Genomic DNA, 24,133 nt, shown 5'->3' with positions numbered 1-24,133 from the left:
CTACTCTTCACTGCTCCCTACTCCCAGCTCGTCCCTGCTCCCTGAAAAAATGCGGATGGCGAGACTCGAACTCGCAAGGCAAAGCCACACGCCCCTCAAACGTGCGCGTATACCAATTCCGCCACATCCGCGCTTGCAGATATATAATTTAGCATACTTGTGGAGCAAGACCAGCAAAGTTGAACAAAAAAGAGGCGATCGCTCGTGCCAAAATAATTACGAATTACGAATTACGAATTACGAATTCTGCCAACCCCTATGCTGATGATACCGACATCCTTTGCTGGAAGATGCGCTTTGACAAAATTCTGATTGCTAACCGAGGGGAAATCGCCCTGAGAATTCTCCGTACTTGTGAAGAAATGGGAATTGCGACGATCGCGGTACACTCAACCGTAGACCGCGACGCGCTCCACGTCCAATTAGCTGATGAAGCGGTGTGTATTGGCGAAGCTCCCAGTAGCAAAAGTTATCTCAACGTCCCTAGTATTATTGCCGCAGCTCTGACGCGCAACGCGACTGCCATCCATCCTGGTTATGGCTTTTTAGCGGAAAATGCGAAATTTGCGGAAATTTGTGCCGACCACCAGCTTGCCTTTATTGGACCAACCCCAGAAGCAATTCGAGCTATGGGCGATAAATCCACAGCGAAGGAAACGATGATCGCGGCGGGAGTCCCTACCATCCCTGGGAGTGATGGGTTAGTCAGAGACGAAAAAGAAGCGCGGGAGATCGCGCGTCAAATTGGCTACCCAGTCATGATTAAAGCCACTGCTGGCGGTGGTGGCAGGGGAATGCGTCTGGTTCGCAGCGATGAAGATTTAGGGCGATTATTTTTAGCGGCTCAAGGAGAAGCAGAAGCCGCCTTTGGCAACCCTGGTCTGTATGTCGAGAAATTTGTCGATCGCCCGCGCCATATTGAGTTTCAAATCTTAGCAGATAGCTACGGCAATGTCGTCCACTTGGGCGAACGGGACTGTTCGATCCAGCGCCGCCACCAAAAGCTATTGGAAGAAGCTCCCAGCCCTGCCTTAACCCCCGAATTACGGGAGAAAATGGGAACAGCCGCGGTAATGGCTGCAAAGTCGATTAATTACATCGGTGCGGGGACGGTAGAGTTTCTCCTGTCGCAAACTGGAGAATTTTACTTCATGGAAATGAATACGCGGATTCAAGTCGAGCATCCCGTCACGGAAATGATTACAGGACTTGACTTAATTGCCGAACAAATCCGCGTTGCCCAAGGGGAAAGCCTGCAATTCACCCAAGAGCAGGTAAAGTTGCGGGGACACGCGATTGAATGTCGGATTAATGCTGAAGATCCAGACCGAGATTTTCGTCCCGCACCAGGACGGATCAGTGGCTATCTCGCTCCTGGAGGACCAGGAGTCAGGATGGATTCTCACGTTTACACCGATTATCGCATCCCGCCTTACTACGATTCTCTGATTGGTAAGCTGATCGTCTGGGGACCAGACCGTCCGACTGCAATTAGGCGAATGCGACGCGCCTTGCGGGAATTCGCCCTCACAGGCGTACCGACGACTATCGGCTTTCACCAACGGATTTTAGATACTCCAGAGTTTCTCAAGGCAGAGGTTTACACCAATTTTGTCGAGCAGGTGATGTTGAAGAAATAGATCGGTAGAGACGTTACATGTAACGTCTCTACATAAAATTTCAATGCATCAGCATCATCAGCAGTCCTTGCTGACCGAGCAGAATTTCTCGCAACAGGCTAAAAATTCCGACCCAGATGATGGGGGTAATATCCACACCGCCTATGGGTGGTACAAGTTTTCGCATCGGTACTAACAAGGGATCTGTTGGCATGGCAATTAAGTTGTATGGAAAACGCTTAAGGTCTATTTGGGGAAACCAAGTCAGCACGATGCGGAAGATAAATAGCAGAATCATTAAGCCGAGAAAGATCCCCAGCACCAAATTTGCGATCGCAGCAGTTGTCATATATGGTCATTGGTAATTGGTAATGGGTAATTGGTAGTTGGCAAGAGGTAAGAAGCAAATTTAGATGTCTAACTTACGACTTACGACTTACGACTTACGACTTACAACTTTACCCTGTCACTTAAATAGATTTTGCCACTAAAATCGAGGATTAGTGGTGGAGCAACTATTGTGGGTGGTGTGAGAAATGCGCCGTTCAGCCTCTTGGCAGCGTTTAGCGATTTACGGTTTGAGCGGTCCTGTTATTGCTCTGAATATTTGGTTATTGAGTCAAGCTTTTCAATATTTTCAGCATACGATCGCCGTATTGACGATCGCGGCTATTTTGGCTTTTCTACTCAATTACCCAGTCCGGTTTTTCGAGCGAGTTGGCTTTAGCCGCTCTCAGGCAGTCATCGTCGTTCTATTTTTGAGTTTAGTCTTGTTGGTGGCGATCGGTCTAACTCTAGTACCATTGGTCTACGACCAAACGATCGAATTGATTCAAAGAATTCCCGATTGGTTAAATACAATTCAAACACAGTTGGGAAGACTAGATAGCTGGGCGCGGGTAAGAAAGTTACCTCTCGATCTGAGCGGTTTTAGCAATCGCGTTAACGATACGATTGAAAGACGCTTGCCATCTATACCAGAACAGGCGTTTGGAGTTGCCCTCGGGACGCTGTCGTGGTTAATCGAGACAATTTTAGTGGTGGTACTGGCATTTTACATGCTGCTCTACGGCGATCGCCTCTGGCGCGGTCTCATTAGCTTCCTACCACCAGAGATTGGACTTCCGTTTAGTGCTTCCTTGCGACTCAATTTTCAAAATTTCTTTCTGACTCAACTATTACTGGGGTTATTCATGTTTGCCGCTTTAACCCCAATTTTCGTAGTTCTCAACGTGCCATTTGCTCTATTGTTTGCCCTTTTAATTGGTGTAGCTGAACTCATCCCATTTATTGGCGCTAGCTTGGGCATTGGTACAGTCACGCTGTTAGTCATGGTGCAAAATTGGTTGCTGGGGTTGCAAGTTGCTTTGGCGGCAATTGTGTTGCAACAAATTAAAGATAACGTGCTAGCACCTAGATTGATGGGCAATTTTACGGGACTCAACCCAATTTGGATCTTTATTGCCATCTTGACTGGCGCTGAAATGGGTGGTTTTTTGGGTGCAATTGTAGCTGTTCCCCTGGCTGGTACGATTAAAAATACTATTGATGCAATTCGTAACCTGCGGCGTTCTACTGTAGCGGCTAAAATTACCATCACGCATGAGGATGCGGCTTCTACTGAAGGGAAAGACAATCTCAGTTTTTGATTTATATTAAGGTGGACAATACCCACCCTACTTTTATCATTCGCCCCAAATTTGACACAGAATTGTTCTTTTTCGAGCGCCGTCTAATTCAAAAAATAAAACTGATTGATAGGTTCCTAATCCAAGTTTTCCATCGACTATGGGAATAATTTCGTTATTATTAAGCATCATCGCCATTAAGTGCGAGTGAGCATTTATCGGCTCGTCTTCCGGGATATTTTTTCTTAAGTGCAAGTCGTTATGCAAGTAGCGTTCTGATTCGGGTACTAATTTGCTTAAAAAAACTTTGATATCTTCTAGTAATCTTTCTTCGTCTTCATTAATCGCTAATGCGGTCGTAGTATGACGAGAAAAGACTAAAACTTGTCCATTACTAATTCCTGTGGCGGATACTATCTTCTCAATTGCTGGTGTAATATTGTGAATATTAATTCCTTGAGTGGTTTCGATTTCAATGAATTTATTAATGATCGGCACGGTAGTCGGTAAATGGTAATGGGTAATTGGTAGTTGGTCATGAGTGAATGGCTGGTGGCTGAATTCTTTTCTAGTCACCAGCCACTAGCCACGAGTCACTGATAACTAATAACTGAAAGTTAACCCGGACTTACTGACTTATTAAAGCGCGATCGCTAAACTTAGGAACAGTCTGCATTTCTCCTTCCCTCCTCGTAGCTATGCAGAAATTAAGCATTTAGTCAAGATGATGAGTGTTTTTCAACAACTTCGATTATTTAAAGCGATCGCTTCAGTAAAAACAATTTTAGTCGCAACAATGTGTGTAAGCTGCTGGTATTCTACCCCAGCTAGAGCGCAACCTAAATCTTTAAATCTCGTCCTCAGTTCTGAGGGAATGCCTTCTTTTGCTCGTTTGATGCAGCAAGCTGAGTCACAGACTAGCAAGTTAATTCAGCAAGAGTTCGAGCGAAAACCCAAAGTTACAGAAATCACTGTAACGGTAGTAGGCGATCGCAATGGGCAACAAGTCCCTTTACTCCATACTCAAGTCTCGCGAGTCGATTGGCGATCGCAACCCGTGTTGAGTCACTGGACGAGATACTTCAGCAACTCCGCACTTTTGTTAGGCTTTTCCTCATCGCCAAATGGAACTGCAACCGATAGTCAGCGTACTCCTGCGAATGTAAATACTGCGCGTAGGTTAAAAGAAGACGATCCCGCCTATCGCGATGACTAATTGAAATGAGAAATGTACGTAATTCTGCAAATTTTGATTTTTTTATACACACCGATCTATTGTTGCGATCGCAGAGGTGACGCGGAGAAAATTGTTTAAACAACAAAGTATATCCGATAGGCTCGCATTTAAACTACTAGCTGAATTGAGAAAATAGCTTTCAGCAAGCAAACTAAATTTTGCAAATTGATGACTAGATATATTTGCTTATTGTGTTCTATATAAAGTTAACTATAGCAACCTAATGTAAAAAAATGACTCAGTATTAACCAGGCGATTAACTCACCTTAATGTTGCGGGATTATCGTAACAGAGGCAACAATATTTGTTTGAAAATAAGTCCCTGTCTTAATAATTAGTAGTAGAGAAAAAGCGAGAGCGCGTCTTTTGGTTACAGCTCAATCCAAGCTTTTGTTTGATATGTTTGTAATTAAAAATACATAAGCTAATAGAAAAGGCGCGAGCATAGTTATCGCGTTGAAACCTGAAGGAACCAAGAGCTAATAGCACTCTGCACTCTCTACTAATAATTGCAATACAGACGTTTTCAAACTTGAGGATCTGGCGATTCCGAATCAAGAGGGAGTTTCATGTCTAGAATTACTCGGAGGCAGCTGTTAGTTTTCTTCGGTGCGGGTGTTGGTGCTGCTGCTTTCTCACCCGTGCTAGAGAATAAACTGTTTGGTGCTGGTTCTAACGCTGCCCAAGCAGCTGAGGCTTTATCGTTCACCCCTGTACGATTGCCCCATCCGTTACCCATTTATCAACAACTGCCTAGTTACCTACCAGCAGGCAGTGAAAAAGGGCAAGTTTTACAACCATCGACAGATGCGAGATTGACGAAATATACCGTCTACGATGATGTCATCGTACCACCAGAATACGAGCGGTACGTCATTGTTGGCTGGGGCGATCGCGTCTTCCCCAACCCAGACGATTATTTTGGTTACAACTGCGACTACACTGGCTTCGTGCCAATTAACGGAACCAAAGTTAGGGGAAAAGAAAACGACATTGGTAATGGCATCCACTACGACGGCATTGCTGTTAAAGACGGCTACTTGTGGGTGAACCACGAATACGTCTCCTACCCCATTTCTCTTCTCGCGCCTGAAACCCCAGAAGATTTGGCAGGGTTTTCCGAATCTTTCCCTTATTTAGGAATCAATATCAGCGAGAAAAACCGCACCCTGCTAGGTGAGTTTCTCTACAACATGGGTGGCTCGATTGTCAGAATTCGCCAAGGTGATGACAGACGTTACAGCGTTGTCAAAGACCCGAAAAATCGCCGCATCCACACCCTGTCAGGCTTGGGAATCAATAGCGATCGCACTGATGCTTACAAAGAAGTCACATCCTGGGGTGAAAAAAGCTACCAGAAAGGCGATCTCAACTACCTCATCGGTACGGGTACGGCTGCTAAGGACGTGTTTGAAGCCATCAACACCGATGGATTGGGGAGCAAAATCATCGGTACGGGACACAACTGTTCTGGTGGTACGACTCCCTGGGGAACGATCGTGTCCGCAGAGGAGAACTTCCAAGCTAGTGAAGCGTTCTTCGTCGGAGTTACAGAAGCAGTTCTACCTAACGGTACGCAGACAGAATACACCGAAGGCACGACTGGAGCTGAATTCGGGATGGTAGGGGAAAAATACGGCTGGATGGTCGAAATCGATCCCGCCGATCCCAAATGGCGATCGCGCAAACATACTGCTCTCGGTCGCTTCCGTCATGAGAATATCACTATGGTGGCGGAGTCTGGCAAAAAACTCGTTGCCTATATGGGTGACGATCGCCGTGGCGGACACACCTATAAATTTGTCAGTGCAGGGAAGGTCAAATCCCCTGAAGACAAGAAAAATAGCGAACTATTCGAGACGGGTACGCTCTACACTGCTCGTTACAATCCTGACGGTACGGGTGAATGGCTACCGTTAGAGATTGGTGCGAGTACCAATCCCATTTCCCCTTCCACACTTGGCTCGGTGGAAATTCAAGCCTTGGGTGAAGCGACGCGCGACGCACTGCTACCACTACCGCGACGCAACGGCATTGCCGCACAAACAAAAGACGGTGGTAAGTACAACATCACCACTGAGAATGAAGCTACGGCTTTAAAGGACTACCAAGGTAAGAAACTCTCAGATTTCTATACCAGTCAAGGCGCGGTGTTAGTTGATGCCTTTTTAGCTGCTAACTTGATTGGTGGTACTCCTACCGCTCGTCCTGAAGATTTGGAAATTAATCCTCGCAATTCAAGGGAAGTCTTCATCGCTTATACCGATGGTGCGCCAGGTAGCGATGGTTATCCAGATTCTCGGATATTTGTTGTCTCTAAGTACAGCAAAGATGTCAACGCCGGACAGCCTTCAGGAGAACTGTTTAAGATTACTGAAAACAGTTCCGATAATACAGGTCTAACTTTCCGTTGGGAACGCTTAGCCAAAGGTGGGGAAGCAGGAGCCGAGCCAGGAGACGGTTTTGCTAACGTGGATAACCTTGCTTTCGACAGCCAAAATAACGTTTGGGGTGTCACGGATATGTCTACTGGCTCTCACAACGGTTTTGGTGAAGGAGCAGCAGCAAAACCACTCAACATCGACCATACAGTAGTTGGAGCTGTGGTAGAAGGTGCGTCCTCCGATCTCAACATTCAAACATCCGATTTAATTGGAGTTTTCGGTAATAACTGGCTGTTCTACATTCCTCTAGATGGTGAGAATGCAGGGCAGATCGTACCCTTTGCCTACGGTCCGCCGCGCTGCGAAATGACAGGACCTACCTTTGTCAGCGATACCTTAATTATCTGCGTGCAGCACCCTGGGGAGAACGTTCCTTTCAATCCACCTCAAAGTCTCAATCGCGACATTGAAATGCTGAATTTAGATGGAACTCTGTTTACGCAAAACAGAACTGTCCCACGCGGTAGTAATTGGCCCAGCAATTTAGCTGGAGATCTTTATGGACCACCCCGTCCTTCCGTAATCGGCATTCGCCGTAAAGGTGGTAAAGGCGATCGCTTTGTTTAACAGTTATCAGTTATTAGTTATCAGTTATCAGTGACCAGTTAATTTCAACTTACGACTTACGACTTGTAACCAGTGACTGGCTATTAGTAGGGTGGGTAATACTGACCCTACTTTTTTGTTGCTAAATTATAAAAAATTTCTTCATTTATTCACTCAGATAAGTTTCCTTAAGTTATCTTGCAAATGACTTCATGATAATCCTACATGGGAGTATTTAGCATTAGGACGATCGCGCTTATCTGGGTTATGCGATCGCCTTAGTATTAGCTCCCAACTTTCTCATTTGTCGGATCGCAATCGGGAAAAAGCGGTTGAAGATAGCGAATTAAAATGTGTTTGGTTTCAGTCACGATCTGCTGTCGTAACCGTTCTGTTTGGGCAAGGGATAATAGCTGTAACGCTCCAGTAATTTCTACGCTGACTAAAGCCGCTAGCTGGCGTTGCTCTGGTTCCATCTGCGGTTGTCGCAAGGCAAAAAAAGCTTCTAAATGTGCCACAATTTCGCGATCGGCACGTTGATTCACCGCCTGTAACTCAGGAGAAACTCGCGATCGCAACATAATTGCTTGCGCCCCTGGTACGGTCGTGAAAAAATCATCAAACGCTTCGACTGTATCGCTGACCACCTGAGCCAGAGGTCGATCTACTGTTGAGGAATTGAACTTAGTGACAAATAAATCCCGCATTTGCTCGGCATATCTCTCTGCCAAGGCGTATAAAACCGCAGATTTATCTGGAAAAAAGCGATAAAGCGAGCCAATAGAAGTATTTGCCCGTTGTGCGATCGCCTCCGTAGAAGCTGCTTCATAGCCAACTTCGGCAAACACTGCGGCGGCGGCTTGCAGAATTTGCTCAAATCTTTTTCTGCTACGGGATTGTTGCGGTAAATGCCTGGAAGTCATGGATCGATAATCGTACGGTCGGGTTTATCTGTCTCTCTTGACAAACGTGAGGATTTCTCAGATTATGCAAATATGAGGATTCCTCACGTTTAGAAGGGCGATCGCTAATTATGGCATTCAGTAAACCCCACACCCTAACCTTATGCTGAGAGAAATCGATCGAAATATCTGGGTTGGCGAACGGCAACTTAAGTTTTTAGGTCTAGAAGTGGGAACGAGAATGACAGTAATTCGCCTTGACAATGGCGAACTTATAATTATTTCTCCCATTGATGTTGATGAAACAACTATTCAGCAAATTAACGCACTGGGTCACGTCACCACAATTATCGCGCCAAATTGCTATCATCATCTTTTTCTCAACAACTTCAAGTCGATTTATCCTAATGCCGAGATTTGGATTGCTCCAGGTTTAGACTTGAAAAGACCAGATATAAAGAGCGATCGCATCCTTAGCGAATGTGGTAAAATCGGCGATTTGAATGAAGTTGAATATCTTTTATTTGCGGGATTTCAAACTATAGGTATCGACAATTCGGGAATATTAAATGAAATTGTATTTTGGCATCGAGAAAGCCAAACTTTGGTATTGACAGATACAGCATTTCATGTCGATGCTAGTTTTCCTTGGCAAACACAATTAGTTTTCAGAATTATAGGAGGCGATCGCTCCTTAGAACCAACCAGATTAGAAAAACTTGCTTCTCGTGATAAAGAAAAGGTAAAACAGTCAATTCAAAAAGTTCTCTGCTGGGATTTTCATCGAGTCATTATGGCTCATGGTAGTATTATTGAACGTGACGGTAAATGTCGATTACAAGCAGGATATGAGAAGTTTTTATCTATAACAAATCTACAGATATAGCGCTCTTAGATAATCGTGAAATCGATTGCCCGTGTAGAGACGTTACATGTAACGTCTCTACACGGGAAACGTTTACAAATCAATTTGGATTGCTCTAGCTCGTTCGTAGTTCGGTAGTCTAAATTAGAACTCTTAATTAGAATTCAAAAGTAGTACGAATTGTCCCAACATATAAAGTATCGTTATTGTTATCGTGTTCGGGATTGATAATAACTAAGAAACCTGGAGTCATTGAAATTTGTTCGCTGAATTTAAAGCGGTAGAATGCTTCAAAATGCCAAGCTGTATTGCGGTCTTGAAAATCTGTGCTGAGATCGCTGTTAGTAACCTTTGGTGGTTGACCGATAACAATTCCACCTAAGCTACCTTCTTTCCCTAAGTCAGGAAAGGCAAGGGTGATAGCATAGTTAAAAATTTCTGCGGTTGGATTACCTGGTAAATCTGCGGCTGTCGCATTTGTCAAACCCATCCATCCACCGATCGCAAATTTAGGATTAATCTGCCAAGTTGTAGCAACACCATAAGAATTTGCTCGGATAGCATCGCTGTTTTCATCAAAAGGATCGTTGGCTAGTTCGCTTCCCGTACCTGTATCTAGCTGGTTGTAAGAATGTATGTAAGTTAAACCTAACTCAAATCGATCGCTATACTCAAAATACAATTGCGCGATCGCGCCGTAAGCACTACCACCAATTCCAGATTCCGGTTCGTTAGCATCTTCAGCGACATAACCCAGTTGCAGAGAAATCTCCTCAGTCAAATCGTATTCAACACCTACTCCCGTACCCGAACCTTGTCTGTATATCGGATTGCGTCTGCCAAAGCGAGATATTGCCCCCCGACTGCTACTATCGAGGAAAGAATTGACTGTATCGGCAAAGTCATCTATTCCGCTACCGAAGACCCCAGCATAAACTGTAGTTTGTTCGCCAACCGGAAAGCGGTACTCGATGCGAGTTAACTCAAACTGATTCTCGCTATCCCCTTCAAATCCCAATCGCGCCATTGTTGTCCCAGTCGCATCTTCAACTCCGGGGAAGTTATTCGCTTGTATGCGCACCCTCAGACGATCTTCCCCCATGAAACTAGTATTAAAAGTCAGTCGCACGCGATCGCTCAAAACCAAATTGCTATCTACTTTTTCACTACTACCATCGGCTTTTTCGTCACCAAAAGCACTGCTGACGGCAAATATAACTTGACCTGAAAGAGTTGTAGTTGTAGAAAATTGTTGTGCTTCAAGCTGTTGAGTTTGACTTTCTAATCCTTCTACTCGTCTTGTTTGTAGATTAGCTAATTCAGCAGCAAATTCTGTTTGCAATCTTTGCAATTTGGTGATGTCTGCTTGACTCACTCGTTCAGCGTCACCTGTAGCAATTAGTTTTGAGATCTCAGTTAAAACAGCATCTAAAGTAGAGGCAAATTCATAACGTGTGAAGCTGCGATCGCCATTAAAATCAATTGTTGTATTATAGCGTTGGCTGAGAGATTTTAATGTTTGCCACTGCCAATCGCGAGCGCTAATATTGTCGAGTTGGGAAACAGGCGTTATCCGCTCGAGACTGTTAGCTTCGTAAGGTGCGCTCTCCTTAAAACTAGAAGATAAGTTATTTGCTCGCTCTAAATCTGTGTTTTCTTGCTTCAATTCGCTGGCAAATACGCTATTTGTTAGTGCCAGCGTTGCACCAAATACAAATATGCTTGTACGAATATTATTGCTAATAATCTGTAACACAATCCCTGCGACTAGAAACACTCAATAGAATATACATGAATTTTCTTCACAGGTGCAAGACTACTCTATAAAAGTAACAAACTTGTGAATTTAAGATGAGAAAAATCTCATTTTTACTTCTCTTGAGAAAGGTTGCGTACAGTCGTTAAATATTGTCCCAAAAAAGGTAAACCTCCAATCGCAGGTAACAAGTAGCGAGATGTGCAAAGTAAACCTAAAGCAGCTGCCGTAGAAGCATTAAAATATGGTTGGTAGAATGCAATTAATGCAGCATCACGAGTGCCAACACCAGCAAACGTCAGTGGTAATAATCCTGCTAAAATCGCTAATGGAGAGAGAGCGAGATTAGCTAAAAATGGTGTCCAGGCTTTGAGAGCCAGAATGAAGAACCAAATCTGTAATAGGTGTAAAAACCAAATAAAAATAGAAGTTAAGGCTATTTTTAACAAATTGGCGCGATCGCGCCAAAAGTAATGATGCATTTCCTCCCAAGAAAATTGCAATTTTTGAATTTTAATTTTCAGTTTTTTGGTGGAGATCGCTTTACTTAAGACGAAAAATATTTGAGCGAATTTATGAGAACTGAGTAAGAGTAAGCCAAGGGTTAGACCTAATCCCACACTTACTGTCATTAGCCAAAATAACCAATTTTTATAAGGATAAAGAATTAAACCCAAAACACACCATAATAATAATGATAGTAAATCGCAAGTTTTCTCAAAAACAACTAAAGATAAAGACAAAGAACCAGTCAAATGCCCTTGCTGCCGCATAAAATAAGCTTTAGCAATATCGCCCATCTTTGAAGGTAAGACCATATTCAGCACGCTAGCAGCTAAAATTAATTTATTTGCTTCTCCAAAGCTTAATTGAGCTTGTTTAGGAGCTAGTTGCTGCAATCGCCATGCTGTAATAGTTGTTATGGGTACAACCATACATAGACTGACTATCATCCAGTAAATGTTTGAGTTTTGAAATATTTCGATGAGATTAGTAAAATCGATTTTCCAATAAATAATTACTAAAATTATTAAGCTAACTACAATAGAAATTATTCGTTTCATATCTAGAACTAAAAAATCTCCAATTTCCTCAAAACTTACGCAGTCGATCCCCCAACCCCCTTAAAAAGGGGGCTTTGAGTTCCCCCTTTTTAGAAGGAGGGAACTAGGGGGGATCGAGATCTCAGATTTCAAGTGCGTAACTCCTGTTCTTGTAGAGACGATATATCAAAAATAAATTTTAAAAATACCGTTCTAATTTTAGCGATTCACCTGGGGCGAGTTGTTTGACTTCTTCAGTCAAAATCCATTCAGGTTGCAACTGACCAATTTGAAAAGTTCGACTCATCACAACATAAATTGAAGTGCGATCGCAGCCAATATCAGCAGCTACAACGTTTTCCCAATTCTGAGCTTTTAGTTCGTCAATTATCTGTAATTTACCATTTTCCCAAAACAGTTGACGTTGAAACCAGAATGGTGCGTCTTTCTTGCCAACAATCAACACTTTTTGTAACAGCTTCCGAATCAAATTAGGAAAAAATCGTCCGAAGCCCAGCATAACTATGCGTAATATCATTAAGTTGGCTGGTGTCATTTGTTTTTGTTTTGCCCATCCCAACTGTCCTTGAATGGTAATTTTGTTTTGTTCTAGAGCGATCGCATAATTTCCTACTAAATGTCCAACCGCATTCTTAATTTTTTTACCTTCCTTAACCACAAGTGAAAACTGCGTATCTGAAGCTATCAACTGGTTGTTACGAAATAGTTTAAACGTGCCTCCTTTATTAAGTGCTAAGTAGAGTTCGTACGTTGGAGAGTTGTTAGGGGCGCACGGCTGTGCGCCCGTACTAGGGAGTCGATCTATTAAAATTCTCGCTTCGGATAGCCAAATTCTACCTGTAGGACGAGATTGAGATAAAGGACGTTGAGGCACAAAATCGCGCCAAGCCAACAAGTAATTCCAAGTATGATGTCCGATAATATGGTCGTCACTATAACAAGGTGCTAAACCGTTGGCTAATCCAACCAAAAAAGCATCATTAATTCTTAAAGCATCTGGAAACCATTGCCCAACTAATTCAAAACCATGAGGGAAGTAATTGTATGTATTACGACTAGTATATTCTCCCCCGTATGAACCATCAGGATGGACAAACTGAGCAGCTAATTCAATCGCTTTGATTAATGCCTCTTTGATGCGAATATCGGGTTTAAGTTGATAAATTCGCGCTAAACAAGAAATAGTTAAAGTATGATAACCAGGATCGCAACCTTCATATTCTTGAAACCAGCCTTCGCTACTTTGCCAAGCTAAAACTCGTTCTAAACGCTGAACTTTTGCTCGATCCCATTGAGAGGTTTGTAATAAGTTTGAAAGTAATTCAAAACACAAAACAATCAAGGCTTGGTGATTGGTAAGTCTACCACTTTCATGATGTTTTGCCAACCAATTAGCACGTTTAGTAAAAAATTGCAGAGCGATAGGATTATTGAGTTTTAATAGGGTGTAGCTATCAATACAGGCAAGTAGAGAAAAAGCCGCTGCACCAGCAGCTCGTTCGTAGGGAAAATAATCGTCACAGGAACCATCTTTATGAGCGCTACGAGCAGCATATAAAATTCCTGCTTCTACCCACTGAGGAACGATCCTTTGGCGATAAAAAGGGTTATTTGGTAAATCTGTATCGTACGCTAAAGCGAGAGGTAAGACAAATTCTTGTGCCATCCCGCTCGGAAAATCAATAATTTTGTAATGCCAAAAATTGCGATCGCAACATCCATAAGTAGGGCTGTGAACATTACGATCCATTAGGGTTAGAATTTTAGGAATTTGAGCGATCGCTTCTTTAGCAAACAGGTTTTTATTTGACACTGGTAATTGGTAATTGGTCATTGGTAATTGGTAGTTTCTTCTCCCTTGTCCCCCTTGTCCCCCTTGTCCCCCTTGTCCCCCTTCGCCCCCTTGTCCCCCTTGTCCCCCTTGTCCCCCTTGTCCCCCTTGTCCCCCTTGTCCCCTCAGCTCTCTTCACTCCTGCTCCCTTCAATATCCGCCCGTCGTAGTCGTAATTGAATTTCTTCTAATACTTTGCGGTTGACTGCTAAGAGATCGGCAACTAAGCCAAAAAGCCACAATTGTACGCCAGTAATAATTAAAATTGCTGCTAAAATCAAGCTAGGGATACGAGTACGAGTTGTGCCATCCAGAAAAAATATCAGCCATCGAATCCCCAGCAATGTACCCAAACTAAAAGGAATGCTGCCTAAAATTGTGAAGAATTTTAGGGGCTGATATGTCATGAAAATGCGTAAAATTGTAAAGAGCGATCGCTGAATGTAAGTTGGAATATTTTTAACTAAACGCGAAGGTCTGAGATATTTATTTGTTCTAATCGGAACGGCAGTAATCGGAATACCTTTTTGTCCAGCTTGAATGATCGTTTCTAGCGTATAAGTATATTCGTTAAATACATTTAATTGCATTGCTGCTTCTCGACTAATTGCCCGAAAACCACTGGGTGCGTCGGGAATGTCCGTGTTACTAGCAAGGCGTACCACCCAACTTCCTAATTTTTGTAAAAACTTTTTGGTTGGGGAAAAGTGTTTAATTTTATGAATTGGTCGCGTGCCAATAACAATTTCTGCTCTACCTAATAAAATAGGAGCAATTAATTTAGGAATATCATCAGCACAATATTGATTATCTGCATCAGTATTAACAATAATATCTGCTCCTGCGATTAGACAGGCTTCTATCCCTGCCATAAATGCTTTTGCGAGTCCTTGATTGTGGTTCAATCTGACAATGCGATCGACCCCAAACTCTTTAGCAACTGCAAGTGTTTTATCCGTACTGCCATCATCAATTATTAACCATTCTACACAGCTAATTTCAGGTATTTCCCGCGGCAAAGCTGAGAGAGTAGTTCCTAAAGTTTCTGCTTCGTTATAACAAGGAATTTGAATAATTAGCTTGGTCATACGGTAATATATACAAAATTCATAAGCTTTTTAGTTATTTGTCATTTGTTATTCGTGAGTGGCTGGTGGAACCAGTGGCTAGTGGCTAGATTTTTTTCTGGTCAACGATTCCACTAAACACTAGTCACTTTCTTAAAATATTAAATTAAAACGTAACAATTACCCCTTCGCGATCGCCTGTATATTCGTAGGTTCTAAGTTTACCTTCAGCCAGTTGCGGTTGAATAACTTCTTTAATAATGGTAAAAGCACAACTATTATTACCAGTATCAATCTGCAACTTATTGCTGAGAAACTGATACTTTATATCGTTCATATAGTTGGCACAAATTATTTTTACCTGCTTATTACTGTTGACTAAATCTTGAATGCCTTCGATTTTCTTTTTGTATTCTTCTGGTGGTTCTGGTGGTTCGGCAGGTCTGCTAGGATTTCTAGGAGTGCGTTGTGGAAGTTCAAAAGAAGGATTGTTGTCTGAGTTAGGAGAGGTAGATTGCGCTGCCACAATTGTAGGCAATGCCAGAAAAGCGATCGCGGCGATCGAGCTAAGAATTAAACGCATAATTAAATTTACAGTTTATGAGAGTAACAGGTAAGTCGTAGGTCGGAATTGACTGATAACTGATAACTATGTACAGACGTTACATGTAACGTCTCTACACTGATAACTGACAACTGTTCACTGCTGACTAACGAAACGGTATCCCATACCTCGGACGGTTTCAATCAGGTGAGAACTGATTTTTTTGCGTAAATAGCCAACATAAACATCAACAATATTAGAACCAGGATCGTAGTCATAACCCCAAACAGCACTGAGGAGTTGCTCGCGGCTGAGGACTTGATTGGGATGCCGCAGAAATGTTTCGATCAACGTAAATTCTTTTGCAGAAAGTTCAATCGAGCGATCGCCAATTCTAACTTGTCGCAGCCGCAAATCTAGGACAAGATTACCTGCTTTGAGTTCCGCAATCTCCTTCGTAACGCTCTGAGTTTTGTCGCGTAACCGCAAACGCACCCGCGCCAGCAATTCTTCAAACCGAAATGGCTTTGTCATATAGTCATCAGCGCCTCCCTCTAGTCCCGCTACTTTATCATTCACATCGTCGCGAGCAGTGAGAATGACGATCGGTAAATATTCTCCTTGACCGCGCAATGTTGATAATATCGTCCAACCGTCTTGTCGCGGTAGCCCTATATCGAGAATCATGAGGTCAAAATCTTTGCTATTGGCTACAAGTAAAGCTTCATCGCCATCCCGAACTACTGAGACTGTGTAGCCATTGGCTTTTAGTCCTTTTTCAATAAAAGCACTAATCCGGGGTTCATCTTCGACGATTAAAATTCTACTCATGAGATATTATCTCTGATGTGGGTTCGATAGGAAGTACGATGGTAAAAGTAGAGCCGTGATGAGGACGACTACTTAGTTCAATTTTGCCACCGTGAGCTTGAGCGATCGCCCGCACGATTGCCAAGCCTAAGCCAGCACCTTCAGAACGTCTTTGACTTTTGGTAGTGCGAGCAAAGCGTTCAAAAATTCTTTGTTGGTCTGCCAGAGAAATACCTTCGCCCGTATCGCGCACCCATAACCGTACCCAATTGTGTCTCTGCATACAGCCTAAAGCAATCGTATCTCCCGTTGTCGTGTGTTGGGTGGCATTCTGAGCCAAGTTTATCATTGCTTGAGTGAGGCGCTGACGGTCGGCAATAATTGTCCCTGGGCTATGGCGATCGATCTGCCAGTGGCGATCCGTTGATAGGGCGATCGCTTTAGAGTAAATTTCTGCTACCAAGGTAGTCAGATCTAATCTTTCCAGCTTTAAAAAGTTTGGTTGCTCCGCCTTAGCGAGGAGTAACAGATCGTCAACAAAACGACTCATGCGATCTAATTCGTCTGTCACCAAGGCTACAGTTTCCTCTCGTTCTTGGGGATCGTCGCCCATGAGTTCTAAGTGACCGCGGATGATAGTAATTGGCGTTCGCAGTTCGTGACTGGCATCGTTAATGAAGTTGCGTTGGCTGCTGAAAGCAGCTTGGAGGCGATCGAGCATTTCATTAAATGTCGTTGCGAGTTCGGCAACTTCATCCGACCCTTTGACAGGAATGCGGCGAGTGAGGTCAGATTCGCGAATCGAGCGTGCAGTTTCCGTGAGTAAATGTAGAGGAGTCAGCGTTCTACCTGCCACTAACCAAGCAAGGATAGCTGCCCCAATGATGACAAAAATTTTGACTTGAATAATCACTGCCATTGCTTCATTCACTTCTTGGCGTTCCCCTGCTGTCAGTTGAGCGACCACAAAGACTCCGTGAGTTTCATCTCTGATAATAGGGGCAGCGCGATAGAGAATCGTGCCTACAGCAGTCTCTCTGGCTCCCTGTTCGGGCTGAGTCAATTTACCAAAATATTGAATTAGCTCTGAATTCTGTTTTAGTGGCTCGGGTAGCGCTCTAGGGCTGGAGCGATCGATTTCACCCTCGATGATGGCAATCAAAAACTCATCGTCATCAGGAATGTTGCGGTTGAGAAAAACTTTAAATAAAGCTTTAAGGTTATGTTGAAAAGGTTTTCCCGTGTTGGGGTCTTTGCCATTAGCTAAAACTCGAAACTCCTTGACTTCCTGTAGCAAAGAGGTTGCATGTCTTGCCTCTAGGCGCGCCAGTAAGACTTGCCGGATGACCAAGGTGGAAAGAAACGCACTACAAGTTAATAGCAAGACATACCAAATTAAAATGCTGGTACGCAAGCTATAAAAGATCCGCCGCCATTGTTGAGTTTTATCGAAACGATTTGGTGGTGACACTTCTGTTTTTGATGGCTCAAATCGATTGCAGAATTTTTGACCTCGATCGCTGACTTCCCACGTTTGTTGTTTTTGATGCAACTATCTCTGGTTGAGTTCCATAAGACTGACCTTAAGGATGCACCATTTATACTGTGTTGTCTGTTTTAATTTATGTAAAGAGTGTAAAACGATCCTTATTATTCTTTGCAATTAGTGATGGTTCCGGTAGCAAGGCAATTTTTCTCTCAAGAGATCGATCGCTCTGATGAGCAGATCGATCTAGCCAAAGCAGCTCTGTACATTGCTCAGGAGGAATATCAAGACCTCGATCCAGCAGAATATCTCAACGCTCTAGATACGATGGCAGAAGAATTACTAGAGCGGCTACCTATTCAGAGGTATCCCTTACGTGTCATTCACACTATTAATCAATACTTATATGAAGACTTAGGATTTAAAGGAAATGTTAATGAATATCACGATCCGCGTAATAGCTTCTTAAACGATGCGATCGAGCGACGGACGGGAATCCCGATTACACTATCGCTAATCTACCTAGAGTTAGCTAAGCGAATTGACTTTCCGATGGTTGGAGTGGGAATGCCAGGGCATTTCCTGATTCGTCCTGACATACCGGAAATGGAAATTTTTGTCGATGCCTTCAATCGCGGTGAAGTACTGTTTCCCCAGGACTGTCAAGCAAAATTGAGCCAAATTTACGGACAGCCTGTAGCATTACGAGCGGAATTTTTGCGATCGGTGACTCATCGGCAATTCTTAGCACGGATGCTGACAAATTTGAAGTATATTTATTTACAACAGCAGGATTTAGAAAAAGCACTGGGAACAGTAGAAAAGATTTTGCTATTGTTTCCAGATATCCCAGGTGAAACACGCGATCGCGGTTTAATCAACTACCAGTTGGGACATTGGTTTTCAGCCATTTCCGACTTTGAATCCTATCTTGCCCAAGCCCCCCATGCAGAAGATGCTCCAGTAATTCGCAAGTTGTTGAGTCAACTGGGAAGAGGATAGGACAGTTATCAGTGACCAGTGACCAGTGACCAGTGACCAGTGAACAAAGGGTGTGGGGAATTTTGAATTGTCTTGCTCCCTTGTCTCCCTTGTCTCCCTTGTCTCCCTTGTCTTCCTTGTCTCCCTTGTCTCCATACCCTACACCCTCTTCACCACTCATTTCACTTCCTCTGCAACCTGCTTGAGGCGCTGGAGTTGAGTTTTCATGTCTGCTTGCGTCCAGGGGGCGGCGAAGGTGTGGAAACCCCAGCTAACGATGGGATTGGGAATCTCAAATTCAAAGCGGTTAAGCAGGCGCGTTCCTTGGGGTAAAGGCTGACACTCCCAGCGATCGCTACCCCGAAAAAAACCCTCAAACCCCCAGACAATTAACCCGGGAGCGCGATCGAGCGTGACGCATTCTAAAGTTGGTTTGACTAAGGGAACTTGAATAAGAAAACGGCTGCGGCTACCTATTTCCGTACTCCACTCGCCTACAGGTTCGCAACGCAGGGCTGGGTTCAACCACCGATGCATTAGATGCAAGTCGGTAATGCAACGCTCGACAGCCGTTGCACTAGCAGCAATCTCAATTGATTGTTCAAATATTTGTGTCATTTGTTCAGTTATCAGTTGTCAGGGTATGGGTAATGGGTAATGGGTAGTTGGTAGTTGGTAGTTGGTAGTTGGTAATTGGGTGGTGAGTGGTGCGTTCAGAACTAGGGTGTGGGGTGTAGTGAGTGGTGCGTGGTGCGCTCAGGCTTGGCTTGCGACTGCGAAAGAGCGACTTGCGAAAGAGCGACTTGTGAATTACTCTCTGCTCCCTTATCTCCCATTTATCAGAAAATTTAATCATAATCTTTACGAGCAAACTGATTTGATTTCGCATCTATCACAATGATGAAAATCTGAAAACTCACTAATCCGGGGATTCTTCTGGCATAACTACTCACTAAGGTAGATGTGGAATGAGAAACTGAGGAATCACTCTGTATAAGAACTCTATATTTCTCCTCACTAGCTAATTTGCTGACAAAGTACAAAAATACAAGGGAGTTGTAGCAGAATTCCCAGTTCTGCTACCAAAAAGAGCGATGACTGGTATTCTCTCCTCATGAAATTTACAGTTAACTCGGAAAATTATGAATGCAATTTGGCACGGGATAACCCACTCGACTAACTGGGATAGACCCCTGCAAGCGTCTTGGCAACATTTGGCGCAAGCAGCACCACCAGTACAGCAGGGACAACAGGCTGTTGAGCGAAGTGTGGATTACGTACAAAATATTTGGGGTAGCTTGTTAGCGTTTATTCCTAACTTGCTGGGAGCAGTCTTGATTCTGGCGCTTGGTTTGATCGTGGCTGCGATCGCTAAAGCTATAGTCAAAGGCATCCTCAATCGCACGGATATTGACAATCGCATTGCAGCAAGTATTACTGGTCGTTCGGATAGCCGCGACTTACCCAGAGTCGAAGAACTGATTGCCAACCTAGTCTATTGGATTGTGATTCTCTTCACCGTAGTAGCGGTGCTAAACGCACTCCAACTAGAGGTCGTATCTCGTCCTTTGGGTGGCTTTCTCAATACTGTACTGAGCTTCATTCCTCGAATACTAGGAGCGCTGATCTTTCTGGGTGTAGCTTGGGCGATTGCGACGATCGTGAAGTTGATTACAGTCCGAGGACTACGCGCTGCTAGGCTGGACGAGCGTTTAGACCAGCGACCGCAAGGAGTAACCCGACCACCAAACCAAGTATCGCTGAGCGATACGATTGGTAATGCCTTGTACTGGTTTATATTTTTGCTGTTTTTAATTCCTATCCTCGATACTCTTGGTTTGCAGCAAGCATTACAACCAATAGAGGGTTTGGTGAGCGAGATTCTCTCAGCGTTGCCAAATATTTTGGTAGCAGTCATTATTGCTGCTGCTGGTTGGTTGTTGGCGACTGTAGTGCGTCGGATCGTCACTAATTTGCTGATCTCAACTGGAATTGACCAAGCAGGATCGCGCTTTGGACTGCGAACCACGGCAGGAGGGCAATCTTTATCGGGCATTATTGGCACGATTGTCTACGTCCTCATTTTGATTCCAGTAGCGATCGCGGCACTACAACAACTGCGCATTGATGCGATCTCGACTCCAGCGATCGCCATGTTGCAACAGATCCTCAATGCTTTACCACTAATTTTTACAGCAGCATTAATTCTCATCCTGGCTTACTTCCTGGGACGATTCGTCGGAGATCTGGTGACGAATATTCTCACAAGTATTGGCTTCAACAATATCTTCTCCGTATTGGGACTACCTACTCTCAGACGCAGAAGCGCCGCGCCAAGCCCCACCTATGAGGAACCAGGAGCAATTCCGCCACCACCATCGACGGGGCAGCCAACAGTCATTCAAAGGGAACCAACACCTACAATCTCCGCTCGTACACCAGCTGAAATTGTTGGCATTATTGTATTTGTGGGAATTATGCTGTTCGCTACGGTGACGGCAGTTAATATTTTGGGTATTCCCGCATTAACTACCCTTGTAAGCGGTATTATCGTCATTTTTGGACGAATTTTAGCTGGATTGGTAGTATTCGCCATTGGCTTATTTCTGGCAAACTTGGCTTACAACATCATCACCAGTTCGGGCGATCGCCAAGCCCAGATTTTAGGACAGATAGCCCGCATAGCAATTATTGCCCTCGTCTCAGCAATGGCGCTGCAACAGATTGGGATTGCCCAAGATATCGTAAATTTAGCATTCGGATTGCTATTTGGCGCGATCGCTGTTGCTTCTGCGATCGCCTTCGGTTTGGGTGGTCGGGAAATAGCCGGACAACAAGTACGGGAAATTCTCGAATCCTTCAAGCAGCAGCGGAATTTACCTCCACGGACGTGAGATAGTTGCTGGTGGCTAGAGAATACTAGCCGCTAGCCACTAACTACTAGCCACTAACCCCTCGCCCCTAGTTTCGCTACCAACTCATCTTTAATCCGATTCAGAATCGAAGTTTGGTCGAGGGAGGACAAAATGCGAGTAATGACCGCTTTTGGTCCTTCTGGTCCCCAAGTTGCGCCGTTAGCAAGATATGCTTTTGTCACTTGTCCGATGCTGTAAGCAGAAACACCCGCCACACCTGCTTGGGTAATAGCAACAGAAAGGTAGGGAGCCAGAGTAATGCCCCCGGTAGCGGGGGTAGCTATACCAAGTAGGCTTTTCAGGGAACTCAAACCCAAATTGGCTAGCAATTGGCTGGCACTAATTCCGCCCAAACTCAGGGCGATTTTTTGTAGCAATTGCAAGGCTCCCGTCTGTGACATCGGGATGTCATATAACTTAGCTAAAGACAGGATGAGGATCGCATCGATCGCAGCTCCACTGAGCAGATCGACCATCATTATTGGGTTGAGGGCGATCGCTACGGCTTTGGTCATGGTTGCCCGCCAAATTAGGCGATCGGCACTGCTGGCACGAATTTCGAGTTTACGCTTGACAATTTGCTCGTTCACGTTGTCGGCATAAAGCATTGTATTGAGGGCAACTAAAGCTTTGCCTTCCCGATGTAAAATTTCGAGAATTTTTAACTTTAATTCCTCAACTTGCGGCTGTCCCTGGCTGAGTTGCACGCTTCTGGTTCCATCAGGACGCACGATCGCTTTTTTGGTCAAAGGAGAAGCCGCCGCCATGACAATTTCATCGGGAGAGAGTAATTCTTTGACTCGTTCGTCGCGAATTTTTTGATAGATCGCTATCCGGTCGGCTTGGGGATATTGGTCGATTTTATTAAATACCAACAGGATCGGCTTGCCAACGTCTCGCAGTTGGGAAAGAGCCTTGTGTTCTACTTGCGTCATATCTCCGGCGATCGCAAATAAAATCAGATCGGCACGATTGGCAATTTGCGCGGCGAGAGCAGCGCGAGTTTCTCCATCAACCTCATCTAAGCCGGGGGTGTCAATCAATTCTACTTGAGAATCGCCGCTACTAGGCAAGGTAAATTTAACGTAGCGATCGCCCGCACCAATAGTTTCTTCTGTAACTTCCCACTGTGCTTTTTGAGTGCTGCGAGTCACGCCATGCAGTGGACCCGTTTCAAAGACTTGCTGCCCTAACAAAGCATTAAGTAGAGATGATTTTCCCCTACCTACCATACCGAAGACAGCAATTTGCACCACCCTCTGCTCTAGATTTTCCAGCATCGTCTCTAACTGGGCGATCTCCGTTTCTAATCCCTCTCGTTCTTGTGGTTTGAGGTCGAGACGAGTGACTAAGTTATGAAGAGTATCTTTTGCCTGTTTGTAGTTAATTTCTGCCTGAATATCATCAAAGCCCCAAATTGCCTTATCTAATTCATCGGCTAATTCCGTCTCTTCTAAAGGCTCGTGCATAGATGGAAATAATCTCAGTTTTCAGTGACTAGTGACTAGTGACTAGTGAAGACGAAAACTAGGAATCTAGCCGCCAGCCACCAGCCACTAACCACTCAAGACTCACTTTCTTTCGTTAGAAAGATCGCTTTCGCCTCTTCGATCCTATAAGTTGGTTTTGGTATTGTGGGAAGTAAGTCATTCGGAAAGCATTTCATAACGGTAGTATCATTGTGAGTCGTAAACGATTACCAGAAACTGTTGCCCACGTTCGGATTACACGACAATCTTGGCAGCACGGTTTGCTAGAGGGAGAAGTGTGCGCTGGTAATTTTGAGTGGCAATTCCAGTGGCGATTTCACCGAGGCGAGTTATCTGTTAAACCTTCGCAAGGACGGGCATTGATCCAAGAACCTCTTGGTCGCTTTTTAGAGCAACGGGATTATCAGCTAGAACCAGGCGGAGATTACGCATTTAAAATTCGGGCAGAAATTTAACGATTGGTAATTGGTAGTTGGTAGTTGGTAGTTGTTGGTTAGTAGTTTTTAGTTGCTGTTCCTGAAGCTCCCATTACCCATTACCAGCATCTAAATATCTTTCAATGAGCAATATTGCTACGATATCGTCGATCGCCCGTGGGGGTTGACGCATTCCCTGCGGGATGAGGCGAGAAAGACCAGTTGGAGGATACATCTGCCAGTAGCGATCGCGTGCTTCTAAAGTCGTGTTACGTTCGTCTACCATGACTATTGTTAGCGGTTCTAGTTGTGCTTGACTAATTTTTTGCTGCCACTGTTTGGATGTGGTTCGATCGCCCATAACCAATAGGGAGATGGGATATTGTTGGCGTAACGCTTGAATAGTGGCGATCGCTTCTGTAGCTGGTACAACTTGATGGTAGGACAAATTACCATCCAGCCCCATCACTGCCACACCGCATTTATCTCGACCAGGATCGAAGCCTAATATCACAGTTGAGTCCATCCCCAT

The 24,133-nt window shown here is 44.2% G+C and carries 24 protein-coding genes and 1 tRNA gene; 9 read left to right on the top strand and 16 right to left on the bottom strand.

The window, feature by feature from the left end; all coding sequences use genetic code 11:
* Positions 1–50: 50 nt before the first annotated feature.
* Positions 51–131, bottom strand: a tRNA-Leu gene (locus CHRO_RS02865).
* 159 nt (positions 132–290) lie between these two features.
* On the opposite strand from CHRO_RS02865, the gene accC reads away from it, so the two are divergent.
* Positions 291–1,640, top strand: coding sequence for an acetyl-CoA carboxylase biotin carboxylase subunit (accC, locus tag CHRO_RS02860; protein ID WP_015152674.1), 1,350 nt, complete (start codon positions 291–293; stop codon positions 1,638–1,640).
* Positions 1,641–1,680: 40 nt separating this feature from the next.
* Here accC and CHRO_RS02855 read toward each other — a convergent pair whose 3' ends face one another.
* Positions 1,681–1,968, bottom strand: coding sequence for a YggT family protein (locus tag CHRO_RS02855; protein WP_015152673.1), 288 nt, complete (start codon positions 1,966–1,968; stop codon positions 1,681–1,683).
* 187 nt (positions 1,969–2,155) lie between these two features.
* Between CHRO_RS02855 and CHRO_RS02850 the strand changes: the two genes are divergently transcribed.
* Entirely contained in the window at positions 2,156–3,268 is a 1,113-nt protein-coding gene (locus CHRO_RS02850; RefSeq protein WP_015152672.1) for an AI-2E family transporter, read from the top strand.
* Between the two features lie 36 nt (positions 3,269–3,304).
* On the opposite strand, the gene CHRO_RS02845 is transcribed toward CHRO_RS02850, so the two are convergent.
* Positions 3,305–3,745, bottom strand: coding sequence for a secondary thiamine-phosphate synthase enzyme YjbQ (locus CHRO_RS02845; RefSeq protein WP_041462335.1), 441 nt, complete (start codon positions 3,743–3,745; stop codon positions 3,305–3,307).
* Between the two features lie 226 nt (positions 3,746–3,971).
* Here CHRO_RS02845 and CHRO_RS02840 point away from each other — a divergent pair, with 226 nt between their 5' ends.
* Both CHRO_RS02840 and CHRO_RS02835 read left to right on the top strand, forming a co-directional pair.
* On the top strand, positions 3,972–4,463 hold the full coding sequence (locus CHRO_RS02840) for a hypothetical protein (protein ID WP_015152670.1): 492 nt from the start codon (positions 3,972–3,974) through the stop codon (positions 4,461–4,463).
* Between the two features lie 590 nt (positions 4,464–5,053).
* Complete coding sequence (locus CHRO_RS02835) at positions 5,054–7,495, top strand: PhoX family protein (RefSeq protein WP_015152669.1); 2,442 nt, start codon at positions 5,054–5,056, stop codon at positions 7,493–7,495.
* Positions 7,496–7,758: 263 nt separating this feature from the next.
* Here CHRO_RS02835 and CHRO_RS02830 read toward each other — a convergent pair whose 3' ends face one another.
* Positions 7,759–8,397, bottom strand: a complete 639-nt coding sequence (locus tag CHRO_RS02830) for a TetR/AcrR family transcriptional regulator (RefSeq protein WP_015152668.1) — start codon at positions 8,395–8,397, stop codon at positions 7,759–7,761.
* Between the two features lie 142 nt (positions 8,398–8,539).
* Between CHRO_RS02830 and CHRO_RS02825 the strand changes: the two genes are divergently transcribed.
* The gene (locus CHRO_RS02825) at positions 8,540–9,262 is read left to right on the top strand and encodes a DUF4336 domain-containing protein (RefSeq protein ID WP_015152667.1); all 723 of its coding nucleotides are present in this window, start codon (positions 8,540–8,542) and stop codon (positions 9,260–9,262) included.
* 136 nt (positions 9,263–9,398) lie between these two features.
* Here the strand turns inward: CHRO_RS02825 and CHRO_RS02820 are convergent, their stop codons facing one another.
* The 8 genes from CHRO_RS02820 to CHRO_RS02790 all read right to left on the bottom strand — a co-directional run bounded on the left by CHRO_RS02820 (position 9,399) and on the right by CHRO_RS02790 (position 17,784).
* Positions 9,399–10,997 carry an iron uptake porin gene (locus CHRO_RS02820; protein WP_181824262.1) on the bottom strand — a complete coding sequence of 533 codons (1,599 nt, stop codon included), beginning with the start codon at positions 10,995–10,997 and terminating at the stop codon, positions 9,399–9,401.
* A 113-nt stretch (positions 10,998–11,110) separates the two neighbouring features.
* Positions 11,111–12,061, bottom strand: a complete 951-nt coding sequence (locus tag CHRO_RS02815; RefSeq protein WP_015152665.1) for a lysylphosphatidylglycerol synthase transmembrane domain-containing protein — start codon at positions 12,059–12,061, stop codon at positions 11,111–11,113.
* A gap of 178 nt (positions 12,062–12,239) precedes the next feature.
* A complete protein-coding gene (locus CHRO_RS02810; RefSeq protein WP_015152664.1) occupies positions 12,240–13,895 on the bottom strand; it encodes a hypothetical protein in 1,656 nt (551 codons plus the stop codon).
* Positions 13,864–14,031: a hypothetical protein gene (locus tag CHRO_RS30205; RefSeq protein ID WP_219336066.1), complete on the bottom strand. Its 168-nt coding sequence runs from the start codon at positions 14,029–14,031 to the stop codon at positions 13,864–13,866. Before CHRO_RS30205 ends, CHRO_RS02810 begins: the two co-directional genes overlap by 32 nt.
* Positions 14,018–14,980, bottom strand: a complete 963-nt coding sequence (locus tag CHRO_RS02805; RefSeq protein WP_015152663.1) for a glycosyltransferase family 2 protein — start codon at positions 14,978–14,980, stop codon at positions 14,018–14,020. Before CHRO_RS02805 ends, CHRO_RS30205 begins: the two co-directional genes overlap by 14 nt.
* Before the next feature lie 145 nt (positions 14,981–15,125).
* The gene (locus tag CHRO_RS02800; protein ID WP_015152662.1) at positions 15,126–15,542 is read right to left on the bottom strand and encodes a hypothetical protein; all 417 of its coding nucleotides are present in this window, start codon (positions 15,540–15,542) and stop codon (positions 15,126–15,128) included.
* Between the two features lie 117 nt (positions 15,543–15,659).
* Positions 15,660–16,334, bottom strand: coding sequence for a response regulator transcription factor (locus CHRO_RS02795; protein ID WP_015152661.1), 675 nt, complete (start codon positions 16,332–16,334; stop codon positions 15,660–15,662).
* Positions 16,327–17,784, bottom strand: a complete 1,458-nt coding sequence (locus tag CHRO_RS02790; protein WP_015152660.1) for a sensor histidine kinase — start codon at positions 17,782–17,784, stop codon at positions 16,327–16,329. The genes CHRO_RS02795 and CHRO_RS02790 overlap by 8 nt, the downstream gene beginning before the upstream one ends.
* Positions 17,785–17,982: 198 nt before the next feature.
* On the opposite strand from CHRO_RS02790, the gene CHRO_RS02785 reads away from it, so the two are divergent.
* Both CHRO_RS02785 and CHRO_RS31540 read left to right on the top strand, forming a co-directional pair.
* Positions 17,983–18,801 carry a SirB1 family protein gene (locus CHRO_RS02785; RefSeq protein WP_015152659.1) on the top strand — a complete coding sequence of 273 codons (819 nt, stop codon included), beginning with the start codon at positions 17,983–17,985 and terminating at the stop codon, positions 18,799–18,801.
* 32 nt (positions 18,802–18,833) lie between these two features.
* The gene (locus CHRO_RS31540) at positions 18,834–18,986 is read left to right on the top strand and encodes a hypothetical protein (RefSeq protein ID WP_181824261.1); all 153 of its coding nucleotides are present in this window, start codon (positions 18,834–18,836) and stop codon (positions 18,984–18,986) included.
* Here the strand turns inward: CHRO_RS31540 and CHRO_RS02780 are convergent.
* Entirely contained in the window at positions 18,958–19,398 is a 441-nt protein-coding gene (locus tag CHRO_RS02780) for an SRPBCC family protein (protein ID WP_015152657.1), read from the bottom strand. The genes CHRO_RS31540 and CHRO_RS02780 overlap by 29 nt on opposite strands.
* 4 nt (positions 19,399–19,402) lie before the next feature.
* The gene (locus tag CHRO_RS31535) at positions 19,403–19,636 is read right to left on the bottom strand and encodes a hypothetical protein (protein WP_146139801.1); all 234 of its coding nucleotides are present in this window, start codon (positions 19,634–19,636) and stop codon (positions 19,403–19,405) included.
* A gap of 286 nt (positions 19,637–19,922) precedes the next feature.
* On the opposite strand from CHRO_RS31535, the gene CHRO_RS02775 reads away from it, so the two are divergent.
* A complete protein-coding gene (locus CHRO_RS02775) occupies positions 19,923–21,674 on the top strand; it encodes a mechanosensitive ion channel (protein WP_015152656.1) in 1,752 nt (583 codons plus the stop codon).
* A 53-nt stretch (positions 21,675–21,727) separates the two neighbouring features.
* Here the strand turns inward: CHRO_RS02775 and CHRO_RS02770 are convergent, their stop codons facing one another.
* Complete coding sequence (locus CHRO_RS02770) at positions 21,728–23,164, bottom strand: GTP-binding protein (RefSeq protein WP_015152655.1); 1,437 nt, start codon at positions 23,162–23,164, stop codon at positions 21,728–21,730.
* A 212-nt stretch (positions 23,165–23,376) separates the two neighbouring features.
* Between CHRO_RS02770 and CHRO_RS02765 the strand changes: the two genes are divergently transcribed.
* Complete coding sequence (locus tag CHRO_RS02765) at positions 23,377–23,640, top strand: DUF3146 family protein (protein WP_015152654.1); 264 nt, start codon at positions 23,377–23,379, stop codon at positions 23,638–23,640.
* Positions 23,641–23,713: 73 nt separating this feature from the next.
* Here the strand turns inward: CHRO_RS02765 and CHRO_RS02760 are convergent, their stop codons facing one another.
* Positions 23,714–24,133 (bottom strand): pre-16S rRNA-processing nuclease YqgF, encoded by a 420-nt coding sequence (locus CHRO_RS02760; RefSeq protein WP_015152653.1) that lies wholly within the window; start codon positions 24,131–24,133, stop codon positions 23,714–23,716.

The sequence above is a fragment of the Chroococcidiopsis thermalis PCC 7203 genome (genome assembly GCF_000317125.1).
Classification (GTDB): Bacteria; Cyanobacteriota; Cyanobacteriia; order Cyanobacteriales; family Chroococcidiopsidaceae; genus Chroococcidiopsis; species Chroococcidiopsis thermalis.
Note: the sequence above shows the minus strand (reverse complement) of the source record. Positions and strands in the feature narration are given on the sequence as shown.